Raw genomic sequence first — 16,391 nt, 5'->3', positions numbered from 1 at the left:
TTTGGGTGCTTAATTCATTCATTTCTTAGCAGCACAGCACCTAAGCTCATCAAATTGTTTACTTTATTTAGATGAGTAAATAGCATCTAAACCAAGGAAAACAAAGACGGCTGGCGCATTCCAGTTAATGGCCACTTCATTGGTCGAGTAACTGCACTCCATATCCACATAGCTCATTGCCGGAATCTTGGTTCCATATGCTGTCTCTCCACAATCTGACTGAACCGAATTCGTTGGTCCACCGGCCAAAAGACCAGGAATAGGAGCTTCTATTCCATCTGCGGCGCACCGTCTGTCATGCACAAACATGGGTGTATTTTTTCCATAGCCTGTCACAAATGCTTTATTCAATGGATTAGCACCCATTACATAAGCAACACAAGCATCTGCTGCTTCTAAATAGCGTTGGTCATTTGAAAGTAAGTAGGCATTAATAAGAAGCATACCATCATTCATTACCTCACCATTACTTCCCCACGGAAATTTATCAATAGAAACACGATAAGCCGACTCGGTATATTGTTTGTATAGCTTGTCAGCCATCTTCAGTACTTTTTTCTTAGAAGCAGTAATGTTTAATCCTTTAGCATTTTTCTCATTGCTAAGAATACTATAAAGGCCTAAGGAGTTAACACGGCGCCACTCAGGTTGCGAAAACTTCTGCTCGTCAAATCGAATATCCTTTTTATATTTTTTATTACCGCTGGCTAAGTACAGTTCAGTTGCCGCCCAAAACCACTCGTCAGAAATCTCTTTATCATCGTACTGCCCAGTGCTTATATCCTTTGGTTGTACATATAGCAAATCAGGATGAGCTTTACACCAAGCCCACGCCTTTTCAGCGGCTGCGAAACACTCTGTACCTAATTGCTGTAAGTGTTTATTTTCGTTTTTAAGGATGCGTGATGCTTTTGCCATGGTTGCGGCAAAATCCAATGTTGCAGCGGTTGTTTTCATCACCACAAAACGATCCTTAATATCTTTATGAGGCATTACCATACCACAAAATTTCTTAGTCGTCAATTTATGGTAAACTCCTCCATCATGCGGATCCTGCATGGTCATCATCCACCTTAGGTTCACCAGTGTTTCGTCTAATAAATCGGCCACTTTGTCGCCTGACTCAGGTATGTTCAATTCCAAACCTTTTAGGTATTGAGGAAATAGCTCATACAAGTGCAATAAAGTAAAAGTGCTAATACTTGAGTTAACAATGTACTTGCCGTAATCGCCAGCATCGTACCAACCTCCAGGCGATGCAATAGTACTACCTGCCGGGCGCTCTTTGCTGGCTGCCGATGGATGTATAACTACTTTATCATCTGGGTGACCAGCCAAGCGAGCGTATTCTCCAGCATGCTTTTCTAGAATTGGCTCAGTAGCACGTGCCATGTAATACGACTTTATCAGCGATGTGCCAGGCTCGCGATAGGCATTATCGGTAATTGAAAAGGTTATGCTAGAATCACTGCCGTCTATAATTACCTCGTAGCTCCCCTCGTCAACTAGTGATGAAAAATCGGCTACGGCAACGCTTGTGTTAGAATATTCCCAAAGTTTAGCTTCAGTAACCATTGCACTCACAAGCTCATTACCTTTTGCATCTAATACTTTAAATGACTGCCCTGCATTAACTTCAGGTAAAAACACTCTTTTAACCGAAGCGGAATGAAAAGCATACTGATTCATATGCTGTGCTGTTGCAACTCCACTTAAAAATGTACAAATAACGATGAATAATATCTGGCTATAATTCGCAATTTTAACTTTCATATCAACTGGTATTACTTAACAAAAAATGAAGCTTTCAACAAATCCTTATCTGCTGATGAACAGCCTACCATGGCTACAAACTCACCTGCATCAATCCTTGGATTGAAATTATGATCAAGGTATTGAAGCATATCGGGTGTAATAGAGAATTCAAGTGTTTTGGTTTCGCCAGCCTTTAACGATATTCGTTGAAAAGCTTTTAATTCCTTAACAGGTCGTGTAAATCTGCAATGTTTATCGTTCAGGTATAATTGCACAATCTCTTCACCATCTCTATTAGATGTATTGCTGACATCAATGCTAATGGATTGAGCTTCGTTTTTGGCAATTGTTTCCTTTGATAAAACAAGGTTTTTATATTCATATGTTGAATAGCTCAAACCATGACCAAAGGGGTACAATGGTGTTGATTCGGCATCGACATATTTATGAAAATGATGCGTTGGCTTGTGGTTGTAAATCGATAACTGATGACCTACACTTCGCGGAATGGTAATTGGTAATTTGGCTGAGGGATTCACTTCGCCATATAAAATTTGTGCCAGGGCATCACCACCAAAACAACCAGGTTCCCATGCTTCGATAACAGCAGGTACATTTTCAGCTATCCACTCAACTCCAAGCGGACGACCGTTAACTAACACAACAATTGTTGGCGTACCAGATTTGACTACTTGCTCTACCAACTGTTGCTGCAAGCCAAATAACTCAATACTCGAACGGCCTGAGTTCTCACCACAGGTTTTATTTTTCCAATCCCATCGAAATGAATTTTCACCCACTACAACGATGGCTAAATCTGCTTTTTTAGCTCGGCCCAAAGCCGCATCAACATCCTTTTGCGACATATTGCGTAAATCGCTACCAACATCCATAAAATCAATTTCGCTTCCTGAATTGGCATTCTTTAACCCCTCAAGAATAGTCACAAAATTATCCTGTGGTTGCTCCCAGGTCCAATCGCCTAATATTGTTTCATTATTGGCATTTGGTCCAGTTACAAATATTTTTTTATGCTTCCCTTTTTTCAAAGGGAGTAAATCATTTTCATTTTTTAGTAGGATAATGGATTTTTGGGCAGCTTCCAAAGCTGTTTGACGGTGTTGCTCGTTAAACACCATTGCTTTCGTTTTTTCAAGATCCACAAATGCATTCTCAAACAAGCCAAGCTTAAACTTGGCCTCCAAAAGGCGACGAACACTTTCATTAATACGTTCCTCACTTAAACGACCAGCACGAACTAATTCCATTACAGGCTCAAGAAAATCTGGTCCATGCATGTGCATATCCATACCTGCATCAATGGTTTGAAAGCAAGCTTCTGTTTGGTCTTCGGCCACAAAATGACGAGTCGCTAAACGCTCAATATCCATCCAATCGCTAACGATAAAGCCATCAAAACCCATTTCATTTCTGAGCACTTCGGTCATCATCCATTTATCAGCATGGCAAGCCACACCATTTAATTCGTTGTGAGCTGTCATTACAGAGAAAACACCAGCATCAACAGCTGCCTGGTAAGATGGTAAATGTATCTCTCGTATCGTTCTTTCAGATAGGTCGGTAGGTGCGCCATTTAATCCATTAATGGATTCACTGCCAGCAATTAAATGCTTGGCGCAGGCAATAACATTAAAACTATCGGGGTAGTTGGTATTTTGCAGGCCTTCGATCATGGCCACGCCCATTTCTGAAACTAAAAATGGATCTTCGCCAAAGGTTTCTCCCACGCGTCCCCAACGGGCATCTCGAGCAACATCAATATTAGGAGTAAAGGTCCAGGCGGCCCCTGTTGCACGCATTTCCAGTGCTGTTTCAACCGACATCTTTTTTACCAATTCGGTATCCCAGGTACTAGCCATACCAATGGGTGTTGGATAAACAGTTGCACCATGTACTAATGCTGTACCGTGTATGGCATCGATGCCAATTAATAAAGGAATTTTTAAACGGCTTTTTTGAGCCAAAGATTGCAGGTAATTAGCCTCTTTTACATCAACAACATGTAAGAAAGAGCCTATTTTCCCTTGTTCAACCAACTTTACAACATCGCTTGAATGCAAGTTGGGATAAAAGCCATGTGCATCACTACTCTCCATCTCCTCTTTGCTGAGGTTTTGTTCGGCTTGCTTCATGTGGTCTAAACCAACATACTGACACATTTGAGCGACCTTTTCCTCTAAAGTCATGCGAGACAACAGATCATCTACCCTAGTATCTATTGGATTAGAAGCATTTAGATAAATAGGTTTATCGTTAATTTCATGCGATGATTGACACCCAAATGTAAGTAGTATTATTCCCAGCAATAGGAAATATCGTGCGTATAACATGGAAATGTTTATTATAGTGTAAAGACGGTAAAAAGGGTCCTCCAATATTCGGAGGACCATTATTATATTTCTGGTTCAGGCTTATAAATAACCTGGATTTTGTTCGTTAACGTTTGGATTACCAATCAATTCATCACTTGGAATTGGTAAAAGCATAACACGATTTGCCTCTGTTGTTCCTGGTGTTGGAAACAGCTTATCGTATTTTTTAGTAAAGTCGTAATGTGGAAAGTTATTATGCTTATCAATTACATTGGCACCAAAAAACTCGATTCCACGGCGACGGTTATAAAAGAAATCATGCCCTTCAGTAAATAACTCAAATTGATATTCTAACATAATAGCCTCACGAAATTGATCTTGTGTCATTCCGGCCCAATCAGCTGGATCTGGTCCTGGAGTGTCGCTAGAGTTACGAGCACGTCCCATTAACTCATTGATATAAGCATAGGCATTAGCAGGACCATTTAATTCATTTTCAATCTCGGCCAGCATTATTAGTAAATGAGCATAACGGTAAACAACCATGTTACGATCAGTATTATACGTACCAGCAGTTGTTTCGTCCCCTTTAGCCCAATATTTATAGGTCCAAGGGAATGCTAATAAGTTACTTGCTCGATTAACATTGGTTTTTGATGTTGAATAGCCCACTTTAGGCTTTCCATTTCTATCAGTCCACTCTGTAATGTAGGTTGCTGCGTACCTTGGGTCTAAACCATTGTATGCTTCAGCATGCTCAGTGTAAACTTCCAGGTTAGCTCTAAAACGGCCCCATGTATTGGCTGCAATGGTTTTGTTTGGTATATGTGTTTGAATTAAACGGAACGTATTTTCGATATTTCCTTGTAATTCGAACACCGCCTCGCTTGTGTAATTACAAGTTTGTGGATGCCATAAGTCTCTAAAATCATTCACCAAGCTATAACGACCATAGGCTTTCATAGCCTCATCGTAGGCTTTCTGCCAGTATTCTGTTTCACCTGCAGTTTTATTGCCTGCCATGTACATATACACATGAGCTAGCACCATGTTAGCCGCAAATTTAACCGGACGGCCTGACATTTGTACGTTTGCTGTTTCATCACCTTTCATCAAAGAAGCTGCCTCTTCCAGATCAATTACAATTTGGGCAACAATTTCTTCTTTGCTTGACTTAGGGAAATTCAGACTCGTACTCGTTGCTGTTTCAAGCACTAGGGGCACCTCTCCCCAAATACGTACAAGATTAAAATATGTAAATGCTCTTAAAAACAAAGCCTGTCCTAATTGATCATTCTGTTCCACAACATTCTCCATGTCAGCAGCACGCATGTTCGTGATAAAATCGTTCGCACGACCTATCATCTTATACATATCAACCCACGTTTTGTTAATGTCATTGTTGGTGGCTTGTGGATTTAAAGCAATGGAACCATCCAAATCTTGTTGGCGAGGACCATTAATCATACCCGATGCATAATTGGTTACATGCATAAATGTAGAGCCATAATAATGATAACCAGCATAACCATTATAAACACCATAAAGAGCCGTTTGTGAGTTATCCGTATTATCAAATAATACATCAGCCCCGATAAATTTCGGATGCTCCTCCACGGTACAGGCTGCCAATAAAAGTAGCATGCCTAGAAATACTCCTATATTTTTAAATGTATTCTTCATCTTTTCTATTTTTATCATAACATTCATAGTAAGCACTTATTAAAATGCTACGTTAATTCCCATCAAATAAGTTTTCACGTTTGGTGTTCCTGACCAATCTACTCCATTGATCATTCCATCGTATAGGAAACTTGTAATCTGAGGATTATAACCACTATAGTTAGTTACAGTAAATAAATTTCGTCCGGTTGCGTAAATATTTACATTGTCGATACCCGCAAAGTCTTTGACTTTAAAGTTGTATGAAAGAGTAATGTTATTCATACGGAAGTAACTACCATCTTCAACCAAATTATCAGGTAAGGTTGTTTGGTTACCTCTATATCCAAGTGCATTGTATGTCGTAGACGGTGCATCTGAACGCCATGCCTGATCATATGCTTCAGTTAGAATATTTTTTGGTTGCCCTTCTGGATAAGCCAATTCCATATTATAACCATTGATAATTTCGTTACCGTAAACACCATCGAAAAGAGCCGATAAGCTGAAGTTCTTATACGATACATTTAAGCTCAAACCATAAGTAAAATCAGGGTTTGGGTTACCAATAACTGTTTTATCAGCATCACTAATCTCACCATCATCATTGTGATCAACAATAATTGTTTCACCGGGCTCAAACATAGTAGCATATTTGTCAGCTACTTCTTGTCCATATAAAGCAGCATAATCAACAATGGATGGAGCATATACTCCTCTAGTTTCATGTCCCCAGAACACACCAATCTCTTCGCCTTCCATAAAAATGTTGGCTGGAAATTTAAAATAAGTACCCGATGACACATTGTTACCTAAATAATAAACGGCTTCAATGGCTTCACCATTCTTATAAATGGTTTCCGGAGCTAAGCCCAAATCTTTAATTTTACCTTTGTTCATTGAGATATGACCTCCAAGATCGATACTCCAACCATTCTTATCGTAAACAGTTCCATCAATTGCGACTTCAAAACCTTTATTCTCTAATCCACCTCTATTCTGCCATATTGATTTAAAACCATTTGATGGCCCGATTGGTGTTTGATTCAACAGGTCTTTAGTATCCTTATAATAAACATCAACGGTAGAACGTAAACGGTTATTAAAAAAGGCCATATCAACCCCAAGGTTATACTGCTCTGTTGTTTCCCATGTTAAATCTGGATTTGGAATACGCTCAGGCACGTAACCATTTACCGTATTACCACCTTGCACATAATAAACATTGGCATAAGTACCTAATGTTTGGTATGGTGGCATTCCCTGGTTACCTGTTAATCCCCACCCTGCACGTAATTTCAAGTTATCAAATACATTCAAGTCTCTAATAAAAGATTCTTCCATGGCTCTCCATGCCACAGACGCCGATGGGAAGTTACCAACCTGATTACCTGGGGCAAATTTGGATGATTTATCAGAACGGAAAGTTGCTGTTACAATATAACGATCTTTGTATGAGTAAATAGCGCGACCTAAAACTGAGAATATCGTTTCATCTTTATATTTGAATGCAAAAGGAACCTCTGCAAAAGCACCATTCTGTGGTACTTCTTCTTCTAAGGTTTTAATAAGGAAGTCTGATACTTCGTATAATTGCGATCGTGTTTGGTTGGTGTCATAAGTCACACCTGCCGTTGCATTAATATTGTGTACCTTATTAAACTTGCGGTTATACATCAACAGGTTGTTGATTGAATAAGAATAACGTTTTAAGAAAGAGTAGTTAGCAACACCATTTTGTTGTGCTCCTTTAAATAACTCAGTACCATACCATCTTGATCGTTCTTTATTACGATAGTCAACACCCAGATCAAGTTTATATTTCAAACCTTTGATGATATCGTAAGTCAAAGAAGTAGCAATATTAGATCTTACCTCTTCTGTTAAATCTTTATAATCTGTCAACCACGAATAAGGATTTGACTGTTCCAAATCATCATCAATATCTTGATCGGGATCATAAGTTCCAACTAACGGACGATATCCTAATACTTGTTTCGTAAAGCTTCTTGTTCCACCTGATTTACTTCCACCATTGGCAAAACTACCATCTTGATACATTAATGAAAGTCGCGTATCCAGCTTTAAGCGATTGCTTATTTGAGTGCTTAAATTCAGACGAAGATCTCCCCTTTTAATATTATTGGTTTCTACAATACCTGTCTGATCAGTATATCCTCCTGAAAAGTAGTATTTTGTTTTACCATTACTACCACTTATCGAAGCTCCAGCATTATAACTTACTCCCATTGAGTATACTTCCTCTTGCCAATCTTTTGACACATAAGGAGCATCATATACAGGCACAAATGAACCAGTACCATCATCTGCCAAAGGATAAACAACACCTTCTTCAACATGATACTTTAATTCATTACCTTGTTGTGCCGAATACTCATTTTGGTAATTCGCATAACCCACACCGTCTAAAAGGTCAATTTTCTTTGTCATTTCAGAGAAATCAACAGAACTGTAGATATTCACGCGTGGCATCTGATCCTTGCCTGATTCACCTTGTTTTGTCGTAATAATAACAACGCCGTTAGCCCCTCTCGAACCGTAAATGGCCGTCGCCGATGCATCCTTTAATACCTCTACATTGGCAATGTCGTTGGCATTCAATCCTGTCAAACCATTTTGTGCAGCAGGTAACTCATTACTATCACCTCCATTATTAATATCAGCATCCTCGGTAGCTGAGTTAATAATAACACCATCAACTACATATAAAGGCTCATTACTGTTATTTAGACTGTTGGCTCCACGAATACGTACACTTAATGCGGCTCCGGGGCCTCCGTCTCCAATAACCTGAACACCTGAAGCACGTCCTTGCAATAACATATCAACAGATGGATACTGCCGTGCAACCTCTTCTCTGGCTTTTACACTTGCAACCGCACCTGTCAAATCACTTTTACGTACTTGACCATAGCCAACTACTACCACTTCATCCAAATCAGTCATATCCTCTCTCAAAATAACTTTTAAGGTTGATTTACCCGCAGTATTAAATTCTTGGCTAGTAAAACCAATAAACGAAAACACTAAGATATCGCTATCTGATTGTGTTTTCATTGTAAATTCACCATTCATATCGGTGATAGTACCTGAGGTTGTTCCTTTTATTGCGACAGTTACTCCTGGCAGACTTGCTCCAGATTCATCTGTAACTTTTCCTGTTATTGTTTTCCCTCCCTGAGCATAACTCAAAGTGGAAATAAACAGGACTAATAATCCTAACAGTGCTTTTTTCATAAAACTTTTAATTAACAATTAAATTTGGTGAGCAATATTACGGCATAAAATGTTAAAATATGTTTTAATAATCGTTCAGTATGGGTGTAATATTGATTCAAATACACAAAAAGCATAATCCCAAACACCTGACCCACTGAACACTAAATAAAATACACATTAAGAACCCTTATTTGTCTACCATTAATTTGTAATGACTTGTTTCTCCTTTACAATTTACCACCCTAATAATGTAAAAGCCATTTTTTATATGTGCTACACGGAATGAATTATTTACTAATTGAATACTCTGCTCTTGTCCTCTAATCGAAAAGCACTGAACAGTACATGGCACGTCATTATCGAAAATATAAACAATATCCCTGGCAGGATTAGGCCCAATTCCTTGCTTCACCATTTCATATTTTGCAATTGAAGTCGGCAAACCATCTGTCCACAACTTATATTTGGTGATATTCAATTGCGACTGACCTGTATAAACCTCATAACCGGCATTGATGGCTTTCATCCAGGTGTCATCCTGAGCAATGTTATTTAAAGCCAAACTTAAATAAGGCTCTGGAATATTAGCATATTGTACAAATTCCTTTGTGGTTGCAATCAGCTCTTTCACCTTCATCCGCAGTGCAGGTGGAGCCCCATTGTCACCATATGGTATCAGCTTTATATGTGCTTTATCATCCTTGTCGCCTTGTCCGTCAAAAAACTTATAACGAACAGCATAGGTATAAACACGACCATTGATACTTATTTCAAATGGCTTTAAACTATGGTCGGCGTTACGGGCAAAAAAATAGAGGATGCCATTCTTCACCTCTGGCTGATCCTCCAGATTATCATTAAAGTTAAAACTTTGTGCCTTTATCACCAGATCATAATCACGCTCTACGCTTACTGGCTTGCTGGTTTCATCGCCATACATGTCGAATATAAAATTGATAGAAGCCATCCATTTGTCATCACTATCAGTGGCATTGGCCTGACTGCAAACCCACTCTATTTCCATAGCTTCAGGAATATCCTTGATTTGAACGGGCATGCCTGTGATGTTATAATCGCCGGGATGCCATTGTCCGCCATATTGAGAACCTCCAATCCTAATGTTGGGGTAGCCATCCATCCCGGTGCCCCCCAGATCAACATACTGCAAATAATAATGTCCGCCATTATCATGATTGTAGTCTGAAGGACAATAAAGCATGGTGCCACCAACACCACTACTCATGCCAAGTGAATAGGATGATATGGGCGCAACATTGCCACTAATTGCCACTAATTCATTTTCACTACAGGTATTCTGAGCATCAATCTGATAAGTCAGTAAAAGCAACAGAAATAACTTTACATTCTTCAACATAGATCTATTATATGGTTTGGTAGTTATCAGTGGTAAAAAAATATCTCAATACAATTTCACACAAAGGACGCCAAGGAAAGCGCAAAGCTCGCCAATTCGAGCAAGCTATTTTTACTTCTTTGCGCTCTTTGTGTTGTAGATTCTTTGCGTACTTTGCGAGAAAATTATTTTTTTGTGTAATCTTCTTTTATTTACTTTTTAATATAGGCATTAACATCTAAACGCCATTGATGTAATTCTTCTAATAAAGCCTTTTTGATCTCCGGCAATTGTTCCGACAAATCATGCTTTTCTTCAATATCCTCTTCTATATTATAGAGTTCCACAACATCCTGATCATAAAACTCAATTAATTTGTACGGCCCCTTTCTGATGGCTGTACTATTTGAATCGCCCGTAGCATGCGGACGGTCAACTGGTGAGTGCCAAAAAACAGCACGTTCCGGATTAGGATTCTGCTGCTCTTTTAATGCCCACACAACACTTTCGCCGTCTAAATGCGCTAGAGGCAATGGCTCTAAACCAACCATCTCAAGGATGGTAGGAAAGAAATCATTACCGGTTACCAATGCATTACTCTGCATCCCTTTCTTAACAATACCAGGCCACTTGACAATTAAAGGCTCTCTTACTCCTCCCTCATACAAATGCCCTTTTCCTGCCCTAAGAGGATAATTGGATGTTGCCACTCTTCTGGGATTAAAACCTCGGTTCGACAATCCACCATTATCCGAGAAAAAGACAATGATCGTATTATCTAATTGTCCCAACTCCGCCAATTTTGCGCTTATACGTCCTAAGCTTTCGTCCATGCTATAAACCATACCAGCATAGGTCGCATTATCCTGATGCATCTTTGTGGTACCTGTTCCCTCTTCAATAAAAGGCTCACCGGTGTAGGTCATGCTCTTCTTCTTGGCCTCGAACTTGTCGACGTGTTCTTGCTTGGCTTCAATGGGCTCATGAACGGCATAATGTGAAACATACGCAAAAAATGGTTTTTCTGGATGTGTTGCCTGATGATTATTCAAAAACTGAATTGTTTCATCCGTAATTCTATCAGTCAGGTATTCGCCATCGGGGGCGTCATCTAGTCCTTCAATGGGTTTCTTTTTCGTACTGCGATGACTCTCATTATAAGGTGCAAAAAATGAGATAGGCGATCCGGCATGCCCGCCAGCCACATTAATATCAAAGCCAACATGCTCAGGCATGGTTCCTGAAAATGCCAAATGCCATTTACCCGCAAAGAAGGTGGTGTAACCACCAGCTCTCATAGCATCGGCAATGGTCACCTCATCGGCTTCTAATCGGGCTTCATCACCAGGATAAACACCTTTCGTAGGATTTAATTTGCCTTCACCCGGACCAGGCATCTGAGCGCGTGCCGGGTAACGCCCAGTTATTAATGAATAGCGTGATGGCACACACCTTGGGTGTGTTGCATAAGCGTTATTAAAACGGACGCCTTCGTTAGCTAATTGATCAATATTGGGAGTTTCATAAAATGGAGAACCATTATAGCCTACGTCCATCCACCCTAAATCATCTACCAGAAAGAATAAGACGTTAGGCTTTTTCGCTTGTTTTGATTTAGTACTATTTGTGCACGACAATAACCCCAATGTTATAACCAATGCTAAAAAAATATTGCGTTTCATTACTATATCAATTTTAAATTAACGTTACAAACTAAATTCAATTTCATGTGGCTCAATGTAGTTTGATATAAGATCAAAGGCATGCTAGGAATTGTTCTATTAAGGTACAAAAATGATTCGCAGGTGTCAGAGTACTATTACAATCAAAGAATATTTAAAGGGTAACATACAACACTTTTTATAAGAAGGCATTGTTAATGCTAAAAAAACTATTGCAATACAGATGAATCAGTGCATAAATCAGTAAAAAACACGTATTTTTAGCTACCTGAAAAAATAATGCTACATGCACAATAACAAACTATTCATTCCGGCAGTTATTCTGTTACTTCTCTTCACCTCTTTTTCTGATCTAATTGGACAAGAAAAATTAAAATTTAAACAACTATCAGTTGAGGAAGGTATTAAAAACAGTCGGGTAGTTGATCTCACACAAGACGGTGATGGGTTTATGTGGTTTGCAACCCATGATGGTCTGGATAAATTTAATGGCACTGACTTTAAACACTACTCACTATCCTATCCAGCAGATCGCACCATTAAAGATGACATTGTTAACTGCCTGGAATTATCACCTGTATATCATATCCTATGCGGCACTAAAAATGGTAATCTTTTTGGATACAATAAGAATAAAGACAAATTCGAGAAACTATTGCCCAATGCCAAACATGAGAAAATATATAACATCAACTCAATTCTTTCAGTGAATAGGAAGGAGATCTGGATTGGCGCCACATCCGGTTTCTTTCATTATAATATTACAACACAAGAACTAACTCCGGTTACTGGTATTTCATCCAGAGTCAATAGTATTAGTTTCATATCTGACAAATCACTTTTAATCGGCACACTATCGGGACTTTATCAAATCAACACAACAACAAAAGCCATTGAAAACATCCATATTCGTTCACAGCTCTTGAGTCAACTCAACCAACAAGACATTATGGTTACTTATAAAAGCGATAAGCACCTTTTGTTGGGAACAAGAAATTCAGAAGCATATAAATTCAAAATTGATTCCGACTCCATCAGATTCATTACCAAAGAAACGCTTGTGGATTCGGACAACCAAAGACCAATATACGATATCAAGCTTAGCCCGGATAAACAGAGCTATACAATTGCCATTGATGGTTACGGCCTGGTCTTTACCGATCTTCTTCTTAAGCAAACCAATACTTACTTTGCCGATAACACGGAAGGAAGTTTAACAACCAATGGCCTTTATCAGGTACATTATAGTTCCGACAATATAATGTGGTTAGCGACCTATGGTGGTGGTATTATTATGTCTGACCCAAATAAGAAGAAATTTAAAGTCGCCAAAAAAGTTCCCTTCAACTCAAATAGCATTCGTAATAATACTGTTAATGCTGTTCTTGAGTACAAAAACAGCATTTGGTTTGGCACAAAAGATGGCATAAGTATTTATTATCCTTCAACTGACAAGTGGAAACATCTACCACCCTTATCTCGTTCGGTTAAAAGGCCATTTCAGGTAATGTCCATGTGTCTTGGCGAAGATGAATCGATTTGGGTAGCGACCTACGGACGAGGTCTTATTAAAATTAACCCCCAAACGTTTCAACGCGAACAAATTTACAAAGCCAGTAAAGGTTGGAAACGCACACAAACAAATCACCTGTATCAGGTGATAAAAGATGCCGAAGGCCGAATATGGTCCGGTGGCATCTGGGGTGGAGTCACCATCATTGATGAAAGTCGACAACGAGTGGATAAAATTGACATCACCAATGTCAGGTCACTTCACGAAGAAAATGAATTGATATATATCGGAACCCTTTTCGGCTTATTCATGGTTGACAAACAGACACTTAAAATAACGCGCCCCACGAACAACACCCTACTTTCCAGTCGAATAATAAGCATATGTAAGCATCCTTCAAAAGAACTCCTATATGTCGGAACCGATGTGCACGGTCTTCACATCTGGGATCTGGAAACAAATAGTTTAGCACCAGTTAAGAGCGCCAATAGCTTACCAACAAACTTTGTACGCAGTATCATATTTGACAATCAAGAACAATTATGGGTGAGTAGTACAGGTGGACTGTCGTTGTACAACGATTCAAGTATGCGTTATGATACGTATAATATTCGTGATGGACTGCCGAACACTGAATTTTCTGAAAACGCAGCCATCAAACACTCTTCCGGCCAATTAATATTTGGCGGTTCACGTGGTGTATCGTTGTTTTATCCAAAGGATATCACCAAGTCAAAACAGATGGTTAAACCTATATTAACAAGTTTTGAAATGTTTGGCCAAACGGTTCAAATCAGCAACGATGGTCCACTCAATGAGCACATAAATTTACAAGAGAAGATTCATCTGGCGCACAACCAAAATTCATTAAGCTTTAAATTTGGTAGTATTTGTTACACCAACCCGCAGAATGTCAGCTACAAATGGAAACTGGAAGGATTTGAGGATAACTGGAATGGTCCGTCCGACACAAGGGAAGCTATCTACTCCAAATTACCTCCTGGTAATTTCACCTTTAAAGTAATGGTGAGCAACGATGATGGTGTTTGGCAGGATGAAGTTAAAACACTGACACTGAAGATCGATAAACCATTCTGGAAAACACCCCTAGCCTATGTTTTATATGGTATCATTCTGATCATATTGATTTTACTGAACATGCATTATTACCATACCATTGTCCAGGATCGACATTATGCCGAAAAGCAACAATTCTTTATTTCCATTGCCCACGACCTGCGCACGCCTCTTTCATTGATTAAGCTACCCATAGAAAAGATGCTTGAGAAAATGAATAGCAATGAACTGGAAGGCTACAACCTTAAATTGGTTAAACGAAATATTGATCGACTAACCAACATGGTTAATCAGTTATTGGATTTTCAAAAGGCTGATCTTCAAAAGATGCAACTGCAAGTGGAGTTAACTACTCTTGAAAGTTTTATTAAAGATCGCATCAGTACTTTTGCCCCTCTATCATCCGAAAAAAACATCAGCATTGATATGAGCTTTCAGGATGATGGATGTGAAGTGTGGATAGACCGAATTAAGGTGGAAAAAATAATGTTTAACCTCTTATCCAATGCCTTTAAATACACAGAACCGGGTGGTTTTATCAAAATTAGAACCAAAGTAGATAATAAATATGCCATCATTGAGGTGGAGGATACAGGAGAAGGCATTCCATCTAACCAACAGAAGAATATATTCCAACGCTATTACCGTGCATCAAACGCCATTAACTCAAGAGAAGTGGGCAGTGGCGTTGGGCTAATGCTGACTAAACAATTGGTTGAACTGCATGGCGGAATAATTTCTTTTGTGAGTGTTGAAGAGGTAGGTTCTATCTTTACTATTAAATTACCGCTTGGCGATTCTCATTTTTCAGAAGAGCACATCAAACAGGAGCGAGGAGAAAGCAGCGAATTAATTCCTATTGTTACTCCAAATACGGCAACTCCAATTGAAGAAACGGAAGGTCCAAAGCTTTTAATCGTCGAAGATCATCCCGAATTATTGGAGAGCCTTCAGCATGAATTAGCAAGCCACTACCAGGTGTATACCGCTGAAGATGGAGCCATGGGTTTATCAATCGCCATGAAAGAACTACCAGACATTATCATATCAGATGTGATGATGCCCAAAATGAATGGTCACCAACTCTGTACCAGACTAAAAAACGAAATTTTAACCTGTCACATTCCAATCATATTACTAACAGCTCTTGATTCGCCTGAGTACAAGCGTGAAGGTTTGGAATACGGTGCCGATGCCTATATGGAAAAGCCATTTGATATTCAACTACTTAAGACCCAAGTAAGCAACCTGCTTAAAAACAGACAACTACTAAAAGGCAAATTCCTGGAGCCAACTTCGCAGGTGGAAGACGTGTCGCCAACCAATACCGATCAGGTATTTTTAAACGACATCAAAGGCATGATTATTAAGAATATTGACAGTGAAAAGTTAACGGTAGAGTTTATGGCCGCTGAATTGGGAATGAGCCGCCCGGTTCTTTACCGAAAAATCAAATCTCTAACCGACCTATCTCCTCAACAGTTTTTGATGACTGTGAAACTAAAAGAGGCAGGACGAATTATGAAAGAAGAAGGGCGTAACATCAGTGAAACAGCGTATATGGTTGGTTTTTCGGATCCTAAGTATTTTAGTCAGACCTTTAAAAAGTACTTTGGTGTAACGCCAAGTCAATATTTAAAAAATTAACCCCAATTATTCACCAAATATGCATTATTCTTGATGACGACTAAGTCTTACCATCAATTTTGTTACTCAAAATTGGGTGGGACTATGTCGGGGTTAACCCGCAAATAAAATTGATTACATTTATTGTG

Annotated in this window: 7 protein-coding genes; 1 reads left to right on the top strand and 6 read right to left on the bottom strand. The window is 39.1% G+C overall.

Translation table 11 applies throughout. The annotated features are described in order from the left end of the window. Positions 1 to 63: 63 nt before the first annotated feature. From FNN09_RS03980 to FNN09_RS03955, 6 genes are all read right to left on the bottom strand, one after another. The gene (locus FNN09_RS03980; RefSeq protein WP_143300189.1) at positions 64 to 1,773 is read right to left on the bottom strand and encodes a glycoside hydrolase family 9 protein; all 1,710 of its coding nucleotides are present in this window, start codon (positions 1,771 to 1,773) and stop codon (positions 64 to 66) included. Between the two features lie 11 nt (positions 1,774 to 1,784). Then, positions 1,785 to 4,106, bottom strand: a complete 2,322-nt coding sequence (locus FNN09_RS03975) for a glycoside hydrolase family 3 N-terminal domain-containing protein (protein WP_143300188.1) — start codon at positions 4,104 to 4,106, stop codon at positions 1,785 to 1,787. Between the two features lie 81 nt (positions 4,107 to 4,187). Continuing rightward, positions 4,188 to 5,771, bottom strand: a complete 1,584-nt coding sequence (locus tag FNN09_RS03970) for a RagB/SusD family nutrient uptake outer membrane protein (protein ID WP_185968858.1) — start codon at positions 5,769 to 5,771, stop codon at positions 4,188 to 4,190. A gap of 39 nt (positions 5,772 to 5,810) precedes the next feature. Beyond that, positions 5,811 to 9,008, bottom strand: coding sequence for a TonB-dependent receptor (locus FNN09_RS03965; RefSeq protein WP_143300186.1), 3,198 nt, complete (start codon positions 9,006 to 9,008; stop codon positions 5,811 to 5,813). Between the two features lie 169 nt (positions 9,009 to 9,177). Continuing rightward, positions 9,178 to 10,365, bottom strand: coding sequence for a T9SS type A sorting domain-containing protein (locus FNN09_RS03960; RefSeq protein ID WP_143300185.1), 1,188 nt, complete (start codon positions 10,363 to 10,365; stop codon positions 9,178 to 9,180). A gap of 191 nt (positions 10,366 to 10,556) precedes the next feature. Then, positions 10,557 to 12,026 (bottom strand): sulfatase, encoded by a 1,470-nt coding sequence (locus tag FNN09_RS03955; RefSeq protein ID WP_143300184.1) that lies wholly within the window; start codon positions 12,024 to 12,026, stop codon positions 10,557 to 10,559. 286 nt (positions 12,027 to 12,312) lie between these two features. Between FNN09_RS03955 and FNN09_RS03950 the strand changes: the two genes are divergently transcribed. Continuing rightward, positions 12,313 to 16,263, top strand: a complete 3,951-nt coding sequence (locus tag FNN09_RS03950) for an ATP-binding protein (protein ID WP_143300183.1) — start codon at positions 12,313 to 12,315, stop codon at positions 16,261 to 16,263. Positions 16,264 to 16,391 lie beyond the last annotated feature (128 nt).

Origin of the sequence: Carboxylicivirga sp. M1479 (assembly GCF_007097485.1) — a bacterium.
In the GTDB taxonomy this organism is placed as follows: Bacteria; Bacteroidota; Bacteroidia; order Bacteroidales; family Marinilabiliaceae; genus Carboxylicivirga.
The sequence above is the reverse complement of the archived record's forward strand: the minus strand, read 5'-3'. Positions and strand labels throughout refer to the sequence as shown.

Excerpts from the sequence above, each read along its gene's own strand:
- FNN09_RS03980 (WP_143300189.1), bottom strand. The coding sequence starts at position 1,773 with ATGAAAGTTAAAATTGCGAATTATAGCCAGATATTATTCATCGTTATT.
- FNN09_RS03955 (WP_143300184.1), bottom strand. The coding sequence starts at position 12,026 with ATGAAACGCAATATTTTTTTAGCATTGGTTATAACATTGGGGTTATTG.
- FNN09_RS03970 (WP_185968858.1), bottom strand. The coding sequence starts at position 5,771 with ATGAAGAATACATTTAAAAATATAGGAGTATTTCTAGGCATGCTACTT.
- FNN09_RS03975 (WP_143300188.1), bottom strand. The coding sequence starts at position 4,106 with ATGTTATACGCACGATATTTCCTATTGCTGGGAATAATACTACTTACA.
- FNN09_RS03960 (WP_143300185.1), bottom strand. The coding sequence starts at position 10,365 with ATGTTGAAGAATGTAAAGTTATTTCTGTTGCTTTTACTGACTTATCAG.
- FNN09_RS03965 (WP_143300186.1), bottom strand. The coding sequence starts at position 9,008 with ATGAAAAAAGCACTGTTAGGATTATTAGTCCTGTTTATTTCCACTTTG.
- FNN09_RS03950 (WP_143300183.1), top strand. The coding sequence starts at position 12,313 with ATGCACAATAACAAACTATTCATTCCGGCAGTTATTCTGTTACTTCTC.